27 protein-coding genes and 1 pseudogene are annotated in these 14,442 nt (G+C 41.9%); 10 read left to right on the forward strand and 18 right to left on the reverse strand.

The window, feature by feature from the left end:
• Positions 1–55 precede the first annotated feature (55 nt).
• Positions 56–283: a hypothetical protein gene (locus B6K08_RS09320; RefSeq protein ID WP_080326006.1), complete on the reverse strand. Its 228-nt coding sequence runs from the start codon at positions 281–283 to the stop codon at positions 56–58.
• Between the two features lie 597 nt (positions 284–880).
• On the opposite strand from B6K08_RS09320, the gene B6K08_RS09325 reads away from it, so the two are divergent.
• Entirely contained in the window at positions 881–1,225 is a 345-nt protein-coding gene (locus B6K08_RS09325) for a cupin domain-containing protein (protein WP_159446756.1), read from the forward strand.
• A 14-nt stretch (positions 1,226–1,239) separates the two neighbouring features.
• Complete coding sequence (locus B6K08_RS09330) at positions 1,240–1,650, forward strand: ester cyclase (RefSeq protein WP_080326008.1); 411 nt, start codon at positions 1,240–1,242, stop codon at positions 1,648–1,650.
• On the opposite strand, the gene B6K08_RS13805 is transcribed toward B6K08_RS09330, so the two are convergent.
• The 3 genes from B6K08_RS13805 to B6K08_RS09340 form a co-directional block, all read right to left on the reverse strand.
• The gene (locus B6K08_RS13805; protein ID WP_159446757.1) at positions 1,647–1,802 is read right to left on the reverse strand and encodes a hypothetical protein; all 156 of its coding nucleotides are present in this window, start codon (positions 1,800–1,802) and stop codon (positions 1,647–1,649) included. The genes B6K08_RS09330 and B6K08_RS13805 overlap by 4 nt on opposite strands.
• A gap of 10 nt (positions 1,803–1,812) precedes the next feature.
• Positions 1,813–2,376: a flavin reductase family protein gene (locus tag B6K08_RS09335; RefSeq protein WP_080326009.1), complete on the reverse strand. Its 564-nt coding sequence runs from the start codon at positions 2,374–2,376 to the stop codon at positions 1,813–1,815.
• Positions 2,377–2,508: 132 nt separating this feature from the next.
• On the reverse strand, positions 2,509–2,886 hold the full coding sequence (locus B6K08_RS09340; protein ID WP_039211836.1) for a hypothetical protein: 378 nt from the start codon (positions 2,884–2,886) through the stop codon (positions 2,509–2,511).
• A 176-nt stretch (positions 2,887–3,062) separates the two neighbouring features.
• Between B6K08_RS09340 and B6K08_RS09345 the strand changes: the two genes are divergently transcribed.
• Positions 3,063–3,254 carry a hypothetical protein gene (locus tag B6K08_RS09345; protein ID WP_039211838.1) on the forward strand — a complete coding sequence of 64 codons (192 nt, stop codon included), beginning with the start codon at positions 3,063–3,065 and terminating at the stop codon, positions 3,252–3,254.
• A gap of 171 nt (positions 3,255–3,425) precedes the next feature.
• Here the strand turns inward: B6K08_RS09345 and B6K08_RS09350 are convergent, their stop codons facing one another.
• Positions 3,426–3,881, reverse strand: coding sequence for a hypothetical protein (locus tag B6K08_RS09350; RefSeq protein WP_039211841.1), 456 nt, complete (start codon positions 3,879–3,881; stop codon positions 3,426–3,428).
• 92 nt (positions 3,882–3,973) lie between these two features.
• On the opposite strand from B6K08_RS09350, the gene B6K08_RS09355 reads away from it, so the two are divergent.
• Positions 3,974–4,297, forward strand: a complete 324-nt coding sequence (locus B6K08_RS09355) for a GIY-YIG nuclease family protein (protein ID WP_159446758.1) — start codon at positions 3,974–3,976, stop codon at positions 4,295–4,297.
• Positions 4,298–4,781: 484 nt separating this feature from the next.
• Positions 4,782–4,961 (forward strand): hypothetical protein, encoded by a 180-nt coding sequence (locus tag B6K08_RS09360; protein WP_039211844.1) that lies wholly within the window; start codon positions 4,782–4,784, stop codon positions 4,959–4,961.
• Positions 4,962–5,181: 220 nt separating this feature from the next.
• Here the strand turns inward: B6K08_RS09360 and B6K08_RS09365 are convergent, their stop codons facing one another.
• Positions 5,182–5,493: a hypothetical protein gene (locus B6K08_RS09365; RefSeq protein WP_039211847.1), complete on the reverse strand. Its 312-nt coding sequence runs from the start codon at positions 5,491–5,493 to the stop codon at positions 5,182–5,184.
• Between the two features lie 271 nt (positions 5,494–5,764).
• On the opposite strand from B6K08_RS09365, the gene B6K08_RS09370 reads away from it, so the two are divergent.
• From B6K08_RS09370 to B6K08_RS13815, 3 genes are all read left to right on the forward strand, one after another.
• Positions 5,765–6,292: a zinc ribbon domain-containing protein gene (locus B6K08_RS09370; RefSeq protein ID WP_039211849.1), complete on the forward strand. Its 528-nt coding sequence runs from the start codon at positions 5,765–5,767 to the stop codon at positions 6,290–6,292.
• A gap of 62 nt (positions 6,293–6,354) precedes the next feature.
• Entirely contained in the window at positions 6,355–6,501 is a 147-nt protein-coding gene (locus tag B6K08_RS13810) for a hypothetical protein (protein ID WP_159446759.1), read from the forward strand.
• Positions 6,502–6,693: 192 nt separating this feature from the next.
• Positions 6,694–6,906, forward strand: coding sequence for a hypothetical protein (locus B6K08_RS13815; protein WP_159446760.1), 213 nt, complete (start codon positions 6,694–6,696; stop codon positions 6,904–6,906).
• Positions 6,907–7,333: 427 nt separating this feature from the next.
• Here the strand turns inward: B6K08_RS13815 and B6K08_RS09375 are convergent, their stop codons facing one another.
• From B6K08_RS09375 to B6K08_RS09385, 4 genes are all read right to left on the reverse strand, one after another.
• Positions 7,334–7,759, reverse strand: a complete 426-nt coding sequence (locus tag B6K08_RS09375; protein WP_039211852.1) for a hypothetical protein — start codon at positions 7,757–7,759, stop codon at positions 7,334–7,336.
• Positions 7,756–8,049 carry a GNAT family N-acetyltransferase gene (locus B6K08_RS09380; RefSeq protein WP_234985336.1) on the reverse strand — a complete coding sequence of 98 codons (294 nt, stop codon included), beginning with the start codon at positions 8,047–8,049 and terminating at the stop codon, positions 7,756–7,758. Before B6K08_RS09380 ends, B6K08_RS09375 begins: the two co-directional genes overlap by 4 nt.
• Entirely contained in the window at positions 8,000–8,179 is a 180-nt protein-coding gene (locus B6K08_RS14090) for a GNAT family N-acetyltransferase (protein WP_234985337.1), read from the reverse strand. Before B6K08_RS14090 ends, B6K08_RS09380 begins: the two co-directional genes overlap by 50 nt.
• 252 nt (positions 8,180–8,431) lie before the next feature.
• Positions 8,432–8,662 (reverse strand): hypothetical protein, encoded by a 231-nt coding sequence (locus tag B6K08_RS09385; RefSeq protein WP_039211855.1) that lies wholly within the window; start codon positions 8,660–8,662, stop codon positions 8,432–8,434.
• A 391-nt stretch (positions 8,663–9,053) separates the two neighbouring features.
• Here B6K08_RS09385 and B6K08_RS09390 point away from each other — a divergent pair.
• Positions 9,054–9,533: pseudogene (locus tag B6K08_RS09390) on the forward strand (type III toxin-antitoxin system ToxN/AbiQ family toxin); the annotation flags it as partial.
• A 154-nt stretch (positions 9,534–9,687) separates the two neighbouring features.
• Here B6K08_RS09390 and B6K08_RS13590 read toward each other — a convergent pair.
• The gene (locus B6K08_RS13590; RefSeq protein WP_159446761.1) at positions 9,688–9,822 is read right to left on the reverse strand and encodes a DUF559 domain-containing protein; all 135 of its coding nucleotides are present in this window, start codon (positions 9,820–9,822) and stop codon (positions 9,688–9,690) included.
• 37 nt (positions 9,823–9,859) lie between these two features.
• On the opposite strand from B6K08_RS13590, the gene B6K08_RS09395 reads away from it, so the two are divergent.
• Complete coding sequence (locus B6K08_RS09395) at positions 9,860–10,420, forward strand: hypothetical protein (RefSeq protein WP_039211859.1); 561 nt, start codon at positions 9,860–9,862, stop codon at positions 10,418–10,420.
• Positions 10,421–10,478: 58 nt separating this feature from the next.
• Here B6K08_RS09395 and B6K08_RS09400 read toward each other — a convergent pair whose 3' ends face one another.
• From B6K08_RS09400 to B6K08_RS09430, 7 genes are all read right to left on the reverse strand, one after another.
• Positions 10,479–11,267: an Rpn family recombination-promoting nuclease/putative transposase gene (locus B6K08_RS09400; RefSeq protein ID WP_039211861.1), complete on the reverse strand. Its 789-nt coding sequence runs from the start codon at positions 11,265–11,267 to the stop codon at positions 10,479–10,481.
• A gap of 68 nt (positions 11,268–11,335) precedes the next feature.
• Positions 11,336–11,584: a helix-turn-helix domain-containing protein gene (locus tag B6K08_RS09405; RefSeq protein ID WP_052212563.1), complete on the reverse strand. Its 249-nt coding sequence runs from the start codon at positions 11,582–11,584 to the stop codon at positions 11,336–11,338.
• A gap of 400 nt (positions 11,585–11,984) precedes the next feature.
• Positions 11,985–12,422 (reverse strand): Nif11 family protein, encoded by a 438-nt coding sequence (locus tag B6K08_RS09410; protein ID WP_039211863.1) that lies wholly within the window; start codon positions 12,420–12,422, stop codon positions 11,985–11,987.
• A gap of 250 nt (positions 12,423–12,672) precedes the next feature.
• On the reverse strand, positions 12,673–13,113 hold the full coding sequence (locus B6K08_RS09415; RefSeq protein ID WP_039211865.1) for a Nif11 family protein: 441 nt from the start codon (positions 13,111–13,113) through the stop codon (positions 12,673–12,675).
• A 178-nt stretch (positions 13,114–13,291) separates the two neighbouring features.
• A complete protein-coding gene (locus tag B6K08_RS09420; RefSeq protein WP_039211868.1) occupies positions 13,292–13,720 on the reverse strand; it encodes a Nif11 family protein in 429 nt (142 codons plus the stop codon).
• A 274-nt stretch (positions 13,721–13,994) separates the two neighbouring features.
• Positions 13,995–14,201, reverse strand: a complete 207-nt coding sequence (locus tag B6K08_RS09425) for a hypothetical protein (RefSeq protein WP_039211870.1) — start codon at positions 14,199–14,201, stop codon at positions 13,995–13,997.
• Between the two features lie 34 nt (positions 14,202–14,235).
• The coding region (locus tag B6K08_RS09430) for a hypothetical protein (protein WP_234985338.1) at positions 14,236–14,442 on the reverse strand (207 nt) is incomplete at its 5' end.

A 14,442-nucleotide genomic window follows, 5' to 3' on the forward strand; every position in this document is an offset into this window, starting at 1 on the left:
TGAATTCTTAATTTTAGATTCTACTCAGGACTTTTTATATATTTAAAGTCAGATATTATTTCTTATCTGGTTTATTATGTTCATCATGCTTTGGAGGTAATGGCTTTGGTTCTTTATCTTTAGGTGGCTTTACTACCTTTTTATCATGGTCAATGTGTTGAGCTTCCGCTGAAATGTGAGGTGCCGGTGTATTATCGTGGGGTTGTGAAGTAGCTGCAAAGGCAGGAACTGTACTTAACATCATAATACTCATAACACCGGCTAAAATAGTTTTCTTGTTCATAAAATCGCTTCCTTTCTTTTGATGGTTTTATTATAGGGAGCAAACATAAACTATTCCTAAACATAAAATAAAGAATACCATAAATAAAAATAAAGCCAGGATAAGAGGAGACCACCTCCCGCATAATTAAATCATTATTTAACCTTCAATTTGAATGGATAAAAACAGTCGAATCGTTGATAGGGCTTATGGCATTATGCGTATCACCCAAACAGAAAATCAGCACAAAAGCACTATGACAGAGTAAAAGAATACCTGCCGTCAACTGGAACAGTAATGGCAATAAGGCTCACAGAAAAGCAGTATGCCAATATTACCTACCTTGCCGGGGAACCGGATTTGCAGAAAAAAATCGTTGGTAAGAACTGCTACATCATGCTATAATTTTGCCCAAGAAACAGGACGTTTGGGGTAGTAATTTTATATTAAGGGGCTCTGGGACCGCATGAAACCTACTACTAATACGACCCTCCAAAAATGGAGGGTCATTCAACGTAGCTGTTTTGGGGCTTGTCCCGTGAGCGGAAAAGCCAACTGAAAATTCCCATGAGTATCACGCTCCCATCAAATTCCCTACAAAAAGAGGAGGATTTTAAAGTGAGTGCTATATTTCCGGATATTATCGACAAAGTGCCCGTGAGAGATTATGGAATCGATGGTCTTTCTGTTCATGTAGACCACACTTCAACGGGAACAGTATATTTTGTGAGTGACGAAAAAGAAGTCCCCTTCCCGGAACATTCTCATGCCGCGCAATGGACTGTAGTGGTAAGCGGAAAATGTTTATTTACAGCCAATGGCGAAACCAAGACATATCAGCAAGGCGACACATATTTCATCCCGGCAGGTTTAAATTTCCCTTTCGGTAGTCACATATTCCCGTACTATCGGAGAAAAAGCAAGGCCATGTGTGGAAATAAATCGTGTATACAACTCCATTGAAAGGGATGTTTTTTATGACAACTGTACGAGAATTGATTGGTAAATTTGAAACCATGATTAACACCGCAGATGAAGCACTGGCGGCAGAACTTATTGCCGAGGATGCCATCTTCTATGCTCCGACACAGCCGGAGCCGCTCAAAGGCTCGAAAGGCTATCTCGCCATCGTTTACATGATGCGCTCGGCATTTTCCGATGTTCAATGGCACTTGGAGGATTGCGTTGCAGAACAGGATAAAATTGCGGTTTGCTGGACTTGCACGGGAACACATGATGGAAATTTCATGGGGCATCCCGCCACGAATAAATCCTTCAAAGTTCGTTGCATGAACTTTTACGAATTGAGAAACGGGAAGTTTATCTCGGATATTGGCTGCCCGGACATTCTCGGCATCCTTATCCAGACGGGAATGATTCAGCCCTAAAACACCAGTAATCCCCGGCTCTCATACACGCTCTCCCCATTCACATTTCCGCAACGAATAGCCCGGTCAAGAGCCATGATGAGAGCAATTGCTCCGTCAATTTTCTCGCTAATACGACCCTCCAAAAATGGAGGGTCATTCAACTCAATCAAAGTGCTATACTTATTTTAATTTTGCACCATCATGAAAAGCCTTACCTACTGGTTTTTCATTTATCTGTAAGTAAGTGTGGTTAACTCCATCGAAGATAATCGGTGCCAGCTTGGCTACATCAACCTTATCATCAGAGGTCAATACCCGCTCGTCAATGCTGACATTTTTTATTTTTCCTACCAACCGGCAAGCCTCTCTGTCATAGTGCAACACCTCGCACTCAAAGGCCATCGGCAACTCATTAATAATAGGTGCGTCTACAAACTCACTCTTGGTTGCGGTAAATCCAGCTTTTTTGAATTTATCTGGTACCTTAAGGCCACTTTCAATACCAACATAATCACACTCTACCATATGAGATACATCGCCAATGCTGACCGTAAAGGCCTTTCTTGCCTCAAGATTATCTGAGGTCTTATGGTTGGCCCCCATACAGATAAATATTTCATCATCATCATGGATACCGCCCCAAGCTGCGTTCATGGCATTGGGATTACCTTCATTATCATAGGTAGCAACAATAAAAACCGGCTGTGGGTATACCCACGGTTTGGCCCCAAAATTTTTTCTCATACCAACATCGCCTCCAGTAATGTTTTCTAACATAATAAAATATTATTGCCTGCTTGTAAACTGATTTCAATCTTAAGGCCAATATGCCCCTCCCAAAACGGAGGGGCATATTAAATATTACATTAATGATAGTTAGCTGTTGCTTTTTTGGGAATTATCAACTGTATTTTGTTTCCCGTGGCCGACCCCGTCAGGAGGTGGAAGTGGTTTGCCGTCTTTATCCTTTGGAGGCTCAGGAGGTCTGTGTCCGTTGTTATTGGCTCCATTTTGCCCATGTATTTCCTTGTTATCAGGTGGAGGCAGCGGATTACCATTTTCATCCTTTGGAGGTTCAGGGGGTTGTTCGCCTTTCTTCATCTGTGGTGGTTGTCCCTGCTGCTTACCATCAGCATCCTGACTGATTTGTTGGTGACTGACCGAATCAGTAGAATGGTTAGTAGCTGCAAAGGCAGGAACTGTACTTAACATCATAATACTCATAACACCGGCTAAAATAGTTTTCTTGCTCATAAAATCGCTTCCTTTCTTTTGATGGTTTTATTATAGAAAGCAAATATAAACTATCCTTAAACTTAAAATAAAGAATATCATAATTTACCTGTAATCGTTTTTTCATTCATCCGTATGTATAGTCACAAAAGATAAAACAAAGGCAAAGACCTACATACAGAAAGGAGATATGACTTATGAAAACGAAGGTTGAACTTAACGAAATGGAAATGGATCAGGTAGCCGGTGGCCGTATCAGAATCAGACTCCATGGCCCGCGTAAAAATTCCATCCAAAGAATCAAGGAATTGATAGATATTTTCAGAGGTGTAAAGGATACTGTTGAGACCACGGTACAAAAAAATACCACGGAGCAAAAGTCAGCATGACGCAGAAAAAATAATGCCTTACCTGCTAAGGGGATTTAGAGGAAGGCTTACAATAAAAAGGCTCGTTGCATTGAGAAAATTGCAATGAGCCTCTTTTGTTATACTCAACCGGTCCCTTTTCTTTTTTTAGTTCCATCATGCCCACCGATTTGTTCCCTTTTTCGCATCGCTTTACCAGTGCCATTCTTTATATGTCATGTGATGTCCGGTAACCTCCATGGCGTGCTGGCGCGCCTGTTCCTGGGTGATTGGCGTGATATTATTGCCGTCAATGAGCACATATTGAATTTTCGTATCATAATCCGTAGGGTCGCCAGGGCAAATAATGCCTATTCCCAGTTTTGCCCATGCATTTTCAATCGCTAAAAGTCGATCCTTGGAGTTATGTATCTTCCATGGGCCATAACGGCCCGTCGAACCGTTCAACGAGTTCAAAAATCGGCTGTCATCCGCCAAGTCGTAGGCACTTCCACCTGCAACCTGCTTCAGTTCCTCATCATTAAGCTTAGCTTTTTCAAGTTTCGTCATTTTAATCGCTCCTTTTTTATCTTTTCTTCGTTTCGTTTTTACCAATCCCAATCCGCGCGCTTCAGGTGTTTGCCAACCACCTGCTCCGCGTGCAGCCACGCGTCACCTTGGGAGACCTGTTTGCCGTCTATGCAATACGCTAAACAATCATCATCATAAAGCCTATGCTCACCACAGCAAAAACTATTCAAATGCTTTTATATGACGGGGACTTAAGCGGTGTCATGTATATTGAGGACACCTCCTGGCAGATCGGGGCCATGTTCTCATCCCCCCGCCAGTCCATTGATGACCTTATTGAAAAGGCGGACTGCAAGCGGTACGGGGTTTACCTTCTCCTGTCTGATGAACAGGTATATGTGGGACAGGCCAGGGACCTTGAGCGAAGAACCCGTCAGCACCTTACGGACAAGGGCTGGTGGAATCATATTATCCTTATGACCACCAAGGATGACAGCTTCAATGCCTCGGATATTGATTATCTGGAATCCAGATTCTATTATGGTTGGTTTTAAACCAACAAGCAGCCAAGCCCTCCAAGCTGGCTGGAAAGAGGCCGTCAAGCGGCTTCTTTTTTCTTGCTTATCTACACAAGTAATTGCCCATCGTAACTATTCATGTTAAAATTAGGTTATCATATTACTTTCCGTATAACGTTTTCCTTTTATGTGCTACATTTTTGTAGTCGTTCCTTCCTTTGCCGGTCTGTATGACCGGCTCTTTTTTTGCTTATTTACAAGAGTAGTTGCCTATTGTAACTATTCATGCTAAAATTTATTCATACCATTCCATTTGCTGGCCCACTCCAGCAAATACTAAAGCCGGTCCTCCATGCCGGCTTTTCCCTTAAAAACTTCCTACCATTATATATGCACACAATATTACTCCTTTGCTGGTGATACACCAGCAGGAAAAGAACTGGTCTTTTGGCCAGTTCTTTTCTGTTGGACAGTATTATATAATGTCCACATATAGAGAACATTACAGGAGGGGTGAATATTGGTAGATTTCGAAGAATATTATGCTCTGGGGGAACGGATTCATGACAGCTTAATCGAAATCCGTGGGCTGGAAAATGAGATGATGACACTTACCAAAATGCTGGATAAGGTTCGGGACTCACTTGATACTGTAGATTTGTTTAAACTACCAGAAGGACAGTATCATTTGCCCAGATAACTATCTTGTGGTAGAATAACCAACGTATTAAAATACTTACTTACACTATTCCCGTGGGGCCTTACAGCTTCACGGGGGAAGGGCCGGTCTTCAGGACTGGCTTTTTTCTTTTGCCAAATTAAAAGGGCCATTCTCTGAGTTAAGAACAGCCCTGAGATTATTACTTTGTTAAATTACCATCCTGTTTTTGAGGGTCGTATTGGTACCGCCGACCACCTTGTCAATCATATCGTCCTTCTATTATGATGACATGTTTGCCTTCCTCCCTCATGTTCTTAATAAAATCTAAACCGACGCCTGGTCTGAGCATGCCATTGTCTCTCATCTTGGCTTTTTTCCTAAGTTCATCTATCTTACCTGCCTCAGCCAACTTATCCAAATCTTTCATATCTCCATCATAATTACCCTGAGCGACATGATAATCGACAATACCCAAATGGTTCCTTATTTTTGTGACAAGATATACCCTCGCGCCGCCGACCACCATGTCAAGTTCCATGTCGTCCATCTTGTTCATGAATTTCTTTTCCATTTTATTTCCCTCCTTAAAATCTTTGAGTGTCGTTTTTCTTTATCCTTTATATCCCCGGAGGTTGAAAAGTGTTATAAAATTTTTTGGCAATACTTATCCACACTAATTAAAAATATTCCCCGGCTCCAATGGAAACTCCCAAACCAGATAAACGGCTGTCCAGAATTATCAAGGAATATCCAAGCCTTGATGAAAAGACAAAGGATATGATTAATGCTATAATTAGGATAAGTAAGAGAAATATTTAGTGTCCACTACAAGGAGGTTTGTTATGAATTGTCCAGTCTGCAACAAGCAAGTTGAACAAGGAAGTAATTTTTGCCCTAATTGTGGCTTTAATTTCCGCACTAACAAGCCATATAACTATCAAAATCCCGACAAAGGAACCAAAATACTACAATGGCTTTTGATTTCTATGGCTGGATTGTTTTTACTGGCAATTATTGCTGGTATAATATCGTTTTATATAGCGGCACAAACAATACAATCAGACAAAGAAACTGATGAATTATCAGGATTGACTATGCTACAAGCAGAGGAAATCAGTGCAGAAATAAATACAAAAAGTATGAAGATAGATGAAGTAATAACTTCAAACACTGCCATCGCCGCAATTGCTGACAATCAATTTAGTACAGGTGAATATTTCTATGGCCATACAAAGGTTTTATACATGGCCCCAGAGAATGAACGCCTTTTTGAAGGACAAATTATTAATGTCCCAGATGGAAAGAAGCTAATCCAAGTGGGTACTTTTAAAAAGAACAGAGAAACCTTGGCGGCTGTTGCAATAAAATGAATCCGTAAAGTTATAGCACTTTGCAAAAGCAAGGTGCTATTTTTTTGGGGTGGGCGTACGCCGTGGGGGCTGATGCGCTCTATTTTAAAATCTGTGTGCAGCTGCAGCCACGGCTGGCGGGTGGGTCCCGTGAGGGAGAGCTGGCTGGAAAGACAGGTCAGCTTTCGATAAGATGTGGTTATCGGACGCTCACCTGTCAGAGTTTATGAGGCTGGAGGCTCCTTCCCCGATACAAAAACGGATGCCCAGAAGGTGACTCCTGCCCATACTCATGGGCCCACACCTGGAGCTGGCACCAAAAGTATGACTACATTGTATCAAAAAATGTGCTGAAAATTGGCTTTATTTCACTGTACAATTAAGTCATATATAGCAAATAAAAAACTGTACAAAATGGTATTATGCACCAAAATGTACAGCAGAAAAGCCCTATGTATTGTGGCAACAAATACTGGAATGTACAGAAGAATATAGACGAACAACAGGAAGCAAAAACCTTATACTATAAAGTCATGTATTGTAAGGTCTTGGTTCGTCCCCGGCTTCGGGGCCTCGTGGGGGCCCAGGGAAGCCGTACTTTATTGCGTGGCCATGCTCTGGGGAACCCTCTTTAAATGGCTTCCGCCCAAGCGGAAGGCCACCATAGGCGGGGGCTGGAATGCAGTGGACTGGAGTGAAGCGGAAGGGAACGGAAGGACAGCGACCGCCATACTGGCCCAATAGTAGGCACTGGCCCACATTCCGGCGGCTGGGTATGCTCCCAGCTTTCTTCAGATACTATCAGGGCTTTTCATGGCATAGCCGGAATCCGTGATGTAGGCATGACAGGGAAAGACCTGGGGCCAATGCTGCTGGGGTATACTCTGCCGTCCGGGGCAACTTCTCGAGTCGGTGTTTCAGACGCTGGAGGTGGCTGACCGCACGTATGGGAGGTCTGACACCGTAAGCGGCTCACTTCAATCAAGGCGGCCTTTTTTTTAAGAGTGTGGCGACGCAAGCGCAGCGCCGCTAGTGCCGTCAGGCCGGTCACCTTCGTACCCCTTACACACGAACAAGGAAAAAGCCAATCAGACAGAATATTATTCCTATCCCCTGTTTTATTGTAAGGCTCTCATTATATAGGCCAACACCCATGGCGATAAGTATTAATGCCCCTGTAACATTAACCATAAGCGGAGCAAGGCTGATTTCCCATCCAGCCCTGTAAAGCAACAAATAGCCTACTTCAATCCCTACTAATACCGCTCCCCATGCAAAACTTACCCAGTTCAGATCCTGAATATCATTTCTGATACCCCCGCCAGTGAAATAATATCCTATCACGCAAAGGACAAAACTTACGAAGTAGGTTACACCAAGCCCCAGCATTGGACTAAGTGAAACAGGTGTCCATTTGGCTATATTGTGATACAAAACATTTGATAATACCGTTAGGGCAAAAGGGCCCCAAAATGCCAACCCACTCATTTAGCCAGCTCCTTTACCATGTGAATATGTGGGCAATGCTCATCCAAGTATTCTTCACCTTCAGCAATAAATCCAAAAGTTTCATAAAAGCCTTTGGCCTGAACCTGTGAAGATAAAGTAATCCGCTTTACTCCTATGGTGCGCATATAATCCATGGCCTTTTCCATAATCCTTTGTCCCATAGCTTTACCACGATATTGTTTCCGTACAGCCAGCCGCCCCAGTATATATTCCCCTTCATTATCCCCGGAGAAAGAAGCGGCAACAGCCAACAGGAATATTATTGTCATACATAACCAGATGAAAGGCCTTGCCGTCTGTTTCATCAAACTCATTTTTGAAGCCCTGCTCAGCCATAAAGACTTCTTCCCTGATTAATTTTTCATCGGCCAATAATTCCCTACTAATCTTAAATTCCATTAAAATACCTCCAATAAAACACAAAGCGCTATTATCCACTCCACTGTTGCTTCCGCAACAACCCTACAGAACGGATAATAACGCTTCTTCACACAATCCCCGGGGAGATTGATAAGCTCAATATAGATTTGTGTGTCATTATATTACAGTTTATCTGCAAATGCAAGAAATCACCAATAGTTTTCTATGCTGTCCCCTTACATACTAAAAGCCCCAGCTTTCGCCGGGGCCCGCTTGACTTCCTTTACATATCTACATCAGGAACACTTCCTTTATGGGCTTTTCAAATTCCTCATACAAAAGCCCCTCCAGCTTTTCATGAAAGGAATGGTATTCTGTATAATCATCGTCTTTATATGGCTCTGATTCCTCCACCTTTTTAAGCAGTTCTTCAAGAATTGGCAGGGCCTTATCAAAGTTTTGCTTTTCTATGTACTTATTGGCTTTATTCAAAGCCTTATTTATATCCAGTGTTTTACCCATAAATTATACCCCTACTTTCTTGCTTATCCCTTTTCTGATTATAGTATATATGCGGGGAATGAAAAAGCCCTGACACATATATCTGCATACCACGAACAATAATTGCCGAAGCGAGAAAAGCATTGACACTTCTAATATCCTATCTTATAATTTGGATAAGAAGATATTGGAGAGCTCCTGCCATGAAGTGGAGGGTTTAACTACTGGAGAGCGGCTGCCATAAAGTGTCGGGTTTAACTACTGGAGAGCTCCTGCCATGAAGTGGAGGGTTTGACAAGGGCGGAGATTATTCTCCGCTTTTGTTTTGTCTGGGAGAAGTTTTATGAGATTATATAGCGTCACCGATGGGTATATAGATTACCTCCATAGTTAGAATAAACATGTTTATTCTAACAAGGAAGACTCACGACTTAATTCAAGGAAATACATAGGAATAGTCATGGAAATTGGTAACTACAAGTATTTTGTGCCATTGTCTTCACCAAAAGAAAGCGACTATGAGCAAATTAATGGAGAAAGGCAAATCAGAAAAGATTCCTTTTTGATTCTGCGTATTGTTTCGTCAGGAGAGAGAAAAAATGCTCAATTAAAAGGCACAATACGAATTGCCAACATGATACCAGTACCCGATAGTGAGTTGCTCCTATATGATGTTGATCACGAGATAGACAAAAAATATAAAGATTTGGTTCAGGAAGAATTGGAGTATATAAGAAAAAACAAGGATAAAATTCAAAAACGGGCGAAAACTATATATAATAAGAAAAAATGCGGGAATGCAGAAAAAATCATGCAGTTTTGCTTAGATTATCAAGATTTGGAGCGAATGCATGATGAATGGATAAGTTTTATGGCAAAACAAGGTGAGTAATAGCATAAGAACGGGAAAGGGCAACGAAGAATAATCGTTGCCCTTTTATTTTTATCAGAAAAATATCTGAAAAAGAGTCGCCCAAGTTTGCCTATTTGCTGCTCTGGTGGTTATCCTGCTCCACCAGATGCTAAGCCCTGGCTTTGGCCAAGACTTATGGTAAATATTTCATTATTTCAGCAATTATGCCATCCATATTCTTTTTTATATCCGATTCCCAGAAGCGAAGCACCAGCCACCCCGCCCCCTTGAATACGAACATTAATTCTGCTATCATTATATCAAACATATATTCCAAATTCAACCAAAAGAAAGGAGCTTTCCTCATGGTTCTCTACCGCCCACGGGCCAAAGACTACACAATGGCCATGCGCAATTTAAAGATTTTCGACACACCGCTGGATATGGAAAAGTATCTGGTACACTTCCATAACCTCTACAATCTGCTGACTGACCCCAATGGTATAAACATTTTCAAACAAAGCCTTGAAGAAAAGGCCGACAAAAGGAACGGCTGGCTGCACTCCCGCTATATTATGCTGGGTAATGTACCCCTTGGCATATTCGATTATGAAACCTTGGGGCGGATGAAAAAGCCTCGGCTGGAAACAGAGGACGATGGAAACGGCGGCCTTAAATGCCAGTTTCAAATACTGGATGAAGGATATATCTTCTTCCTTGGCTCTGACCAGTGGTATGGCCATACCACCATGCTGGGATATAAATGCTCAGACATGACCGCCCCATGCGCCCGCATGGATGATATTGCCGTAAATCCCGTTGCCTTCACCCAGGCCCTGGAGCATTTTATAGCAGAACGGGCCATTAAAATCGTGGAAACCAAACGGAAAATAAAAGAGAAATACCATGAGAAGAAAAGAGCATAGTAAAAGGCGTGCCGCAGCACGCCTTATTTTGATAAATTCTTATTCCCGCCTCTACATATCACAGAAGCGCATTTTTCTTACCGATTTCCTTAATCTGGTCAATAGTCAGGGAGGTATATTTTGCAACCTTTTCTACCGGCAAATTATCCTTCAGCATTTCGATTGCAGCCGCAAAATTTCTTTCCTCAACAGCCTTCTTTTTCTCTTTCTCTATTTCCAAAGCCAAAGTCATATACTCTCGCCTCCATTCTTCGCGGTTCTTCGCCACTACTACCTCGCTGTCAATTTCCTTGGTAAAATCGTCAGCTGGTGCATGGCCATCCATGTAATCAAGGAAAATCTTTAGCGGACCGGCTATATCATCAGCCTCGCCCTTGGTACTGAGGAACATTTTTGTGGTGCCGTCCTCAAGCTCAATGCCATGATTTTCCATGCATAAATTTCTAAAGGTATACTTATGGAGCTTGCCACTAAATACCTCGAAGGTACAGATGAAAATAATAAATGTATTATTCAGATTTTCGTAGTCCTGCCCCTTTTCCAACAGGTCAATGTCTATCAAGGCCTGGTAATATCTGGTGCGCTTTACCAGTTCTTCCATATCCTTGCTGGTCTGCATCTCGATATTGTAAATAGTCCCCTTGTCGTCATTGACATACACATCCATGCGGATACTCTTGCTGTCCAGACGAACATCAATGGTCTTTTCTTCCTCAGGATAGGAAATATCCTTGATATCTATATTCAGTAGCCGTTCAAGGGTCTGCTTGCAAATGCGTTTGTTACGCATTATCTTTTGGAAAATAAAATTGTCCTGTATGGTCAGTTCATCATAAGATTTGGCCATTACTGCACCTCTCTTTTCTTGCTTAGATTATATCATAAAATAACACAAATAAATAATAAAACAAACGCTTAATTCAGCAACCCCTTCGCCTTCACCAAGCGCAGATAATTCGTATAATCAAAAGCCGCATCCAGCATATTATCTACAGTAATCATAAAATACTCCGCCAATGAACACAGCTCATTTAATTCTGGCTCTTTTTCCCCTGACTCCCAGGAATTATAAGTCGCCTCACTTATACCCAGATCCGCTGCCACATCAGCCGCACTCTCCTTTTTAATTAATCGGAGCCTTTGAAGGTTCCTTGAAAAATTCATAAAACTCACCCACTTGCATAATCTTTTATTACCCCTAATAAAAAGAATATTCTAGTGGGCATTCAAAAGAGAAAACGTATTTTTAAACTTGCTCATACATTTCACCACCTATGGCCCGAAAGACCTAAATTTCCAACAGTGCCTATTATAACAGCTTAATATTTATTGTCTAGTATACATTTAACATACATAATATAACTAATTTAATATACCTTAATAATTTATATACGCAATTAAACCAATATGCCAAACACTTCCTCAACAATGTGACAACTATTTACCATTACTTAAAATAATAAAGCGTTATTTTTTTAAAAATAGTAATATTTTCTCGTTTATATAACTAATGGCACAATAAAAGAGCAGCTCATAATGAACTGCTCTCGTAGACTAAAGCTCGTTATTCACTTCCGCCTCCAATTGGGCCATCGGAACCACCTAATATGAAGCAATAGGCCGTGTTCCCTTTTCTCTCTGTCTTACCAAATCCTACACCAAGAAAAGCACAGTACGCGCCGCCTCCGGACCTATCACTTTTATCAGAGTTAGGACTTGACCTTTTACCACCAGCCACCTGATCCAGCTCATCATCGGAAAGAGTCATGTTCTTCATCTGGTCCTGCTCATATTCCTTCAATTCCTCAAGGGTAAATGGCAGGCCAACTTCCTTTGCAAGTGGAATAACAATAGCCTCAACTGCCTTTTCACGCATAGCAGCATCATCTGAAGAAGCCCCGTTCTTCTCTGCAAATTTCTTGTCCAGAGCATTGAGCTTTTCAGCCAAAGCTGCGTCCTGGGCCAGCTTATCATAAAACTTTCCTACGTTTTCCTTTGCCATGATGTATCCCTCCTTAGTATTTAAATATTGTTGTTTACTCTTTGTCCTTTATAACGCCATTGTTCAATTTTTTCTTCTCCAGAAGAAAAATCTTCCAATTAGCGTTTCAACGAGATGAAGAACTTATTGATCTCGTTATATCCATGTAAGAATAAAAGTGTTATCTCTTTTTTATTTTTCTGTAAAAAATTTGGTTTTCCTGCAAAAATGGAGCAGTCCATAATGAACTGCTCTCATAGCCTAAAGCTCGTTATTCGCTTCTGCCTCCAATCGGGCCATCGGAACCACCTAATATGAAGCAATAGGCCGTGTTCCCTTTTCTCGTAGTCTTACCAAATCCAACACCAAGAAAAGCACAGTACGCGCCTGATTTGGAACTTTCACCATTACCATTAATACCACCACCTTTCATTCTACCACCGGCCACCTGATCAAGCTCGTCCTCGGAAAGATTCATTTCCTTTAGCTGTTCCTGCTCATATTCCTTTAATTCCTCAAGGGTAAATGGCAGACCAACTTCCTCAGCCAGTGGAATAACGATAGCTGCTACTGCCTTTTCACGCATTGCAGTATCATCTGCAGCAGTCCCGTTCTTCTCTGCAAAATCCTTGTCCAGAGCATTGAGCTTTTCAGCCAAAGCTGCGTCCTGGGCCAACTTATCATAAAACTTTCCTACGTTTTCCTTTGCCATGATGTATCCCCCCTTATATTTAATATTTGTTATTTGCTCTTGTCCTTTATATCCATGAGAGGATAAAAGTGTTATCTCTTTTACCTTTCTGCAAAAAATTTGGTTTTCCTGCAAAAATGGAGCAGTCCATAATGAATGAACTGCTCTCGTAGTATAAAGATTGCTATTTAGTTTTGCCTCATCCGGCAACTGGGCCGTCGGAACCACCGAGAAGAATGCAGACAGCTATTTTACCGTTCTTTTCGGTTTTGCCAAAGCCAACGCCCAAAAAAGCACAAGCGTTTATACCACCAGGACCTGATTTCACCTTTGTAGATTCTTCTGTACGACGGCCACCAGCCACCTGATCCAGCTCATCCTCGGAAAGATTCATTTCCTTCAGTTGCTCCTGCTCATATTCCTTTAATTCCTCAAGGGTAAATGGCAGACCTACTTCCTTTGCCAGTGGAATAATAATGGCATCAACTGCCTTTTCACGCATAGCAGCATCATCTGAAGAAGCCCCGTTCTTCTCCGCAAACTCCTTGTCCAGAGCATTGAGCTTTTCAGCCAAAGCTGCGTCCTGGGCCAGCTTCTCATAAAACTTTCCTACGTTTTCCTTTGCCATGATGTATTCCTCCTCCTCCCTAGTCTTTAAATATTGTTGTTTACTCTTGTTCTTTATAACGCCATTGTTCAAATTTTTCTTCTCCAGAAGAAAAATCTTCCAATTAGCGTTTCAACGAGATGAAGAACTTATTGATCTCGTTATATCCATGAGAGGATAAAAGTGTTATCTCTTTTTTACTTTTTTGCAAAAAATTTGGTTTTCCTGCAAAAACGGAGCCTTCTCACATTGAGATAGGCTCCGTTTTCATCTAAGTTTTTTTGATGGATTAAAATTACTTAATCATACTTTCAGTAGGGTCACCGATAATAGTAGGGTCCTTTCCACCCAGCTTTGGGCTAGGAACCTTTCCATCATTATTTGGCTTCGTGATATCAATGTCTTTAGGAGTTAAGATATCCAAATCTCCCTGACCAACGTTCCCAGCGTTGCCGCCTGATACCTTATCCATCTCGTCAATGTTCATCTTCTTGTTTTCCATTTGAAATTCCTCCTTTTTGGTCCTTGCTGTTTATTTACTTCTTATTCAAAGTAGCCGCACCGTGAACGGCATTTCCGAGGTCCACGGCCCCGCTGGCAATGGCGATCGCTCCCGCCCCGGCACCAACGCCGGTGGCGCACATGACCGTGCCGACCGCGATATTGCCCACGGCGCTTACCGTGTTTACGATCAGCTTTGTACGTTTCTTTGCATCGGCGCTCATGGGGAGCTTGTCCACGAG

Origin of the sequence: Anaerovibrio lipolyticus DSM 3074, assembly GCF_900141865.1 — a bacterium.
GTDB classification, from domain to species: Bacteria; Bacillota; Negativicutes; order Selenomonadales; family Selenomonadaceae; genus Anaerovibrio; species Anaerovibrio lipolyticus.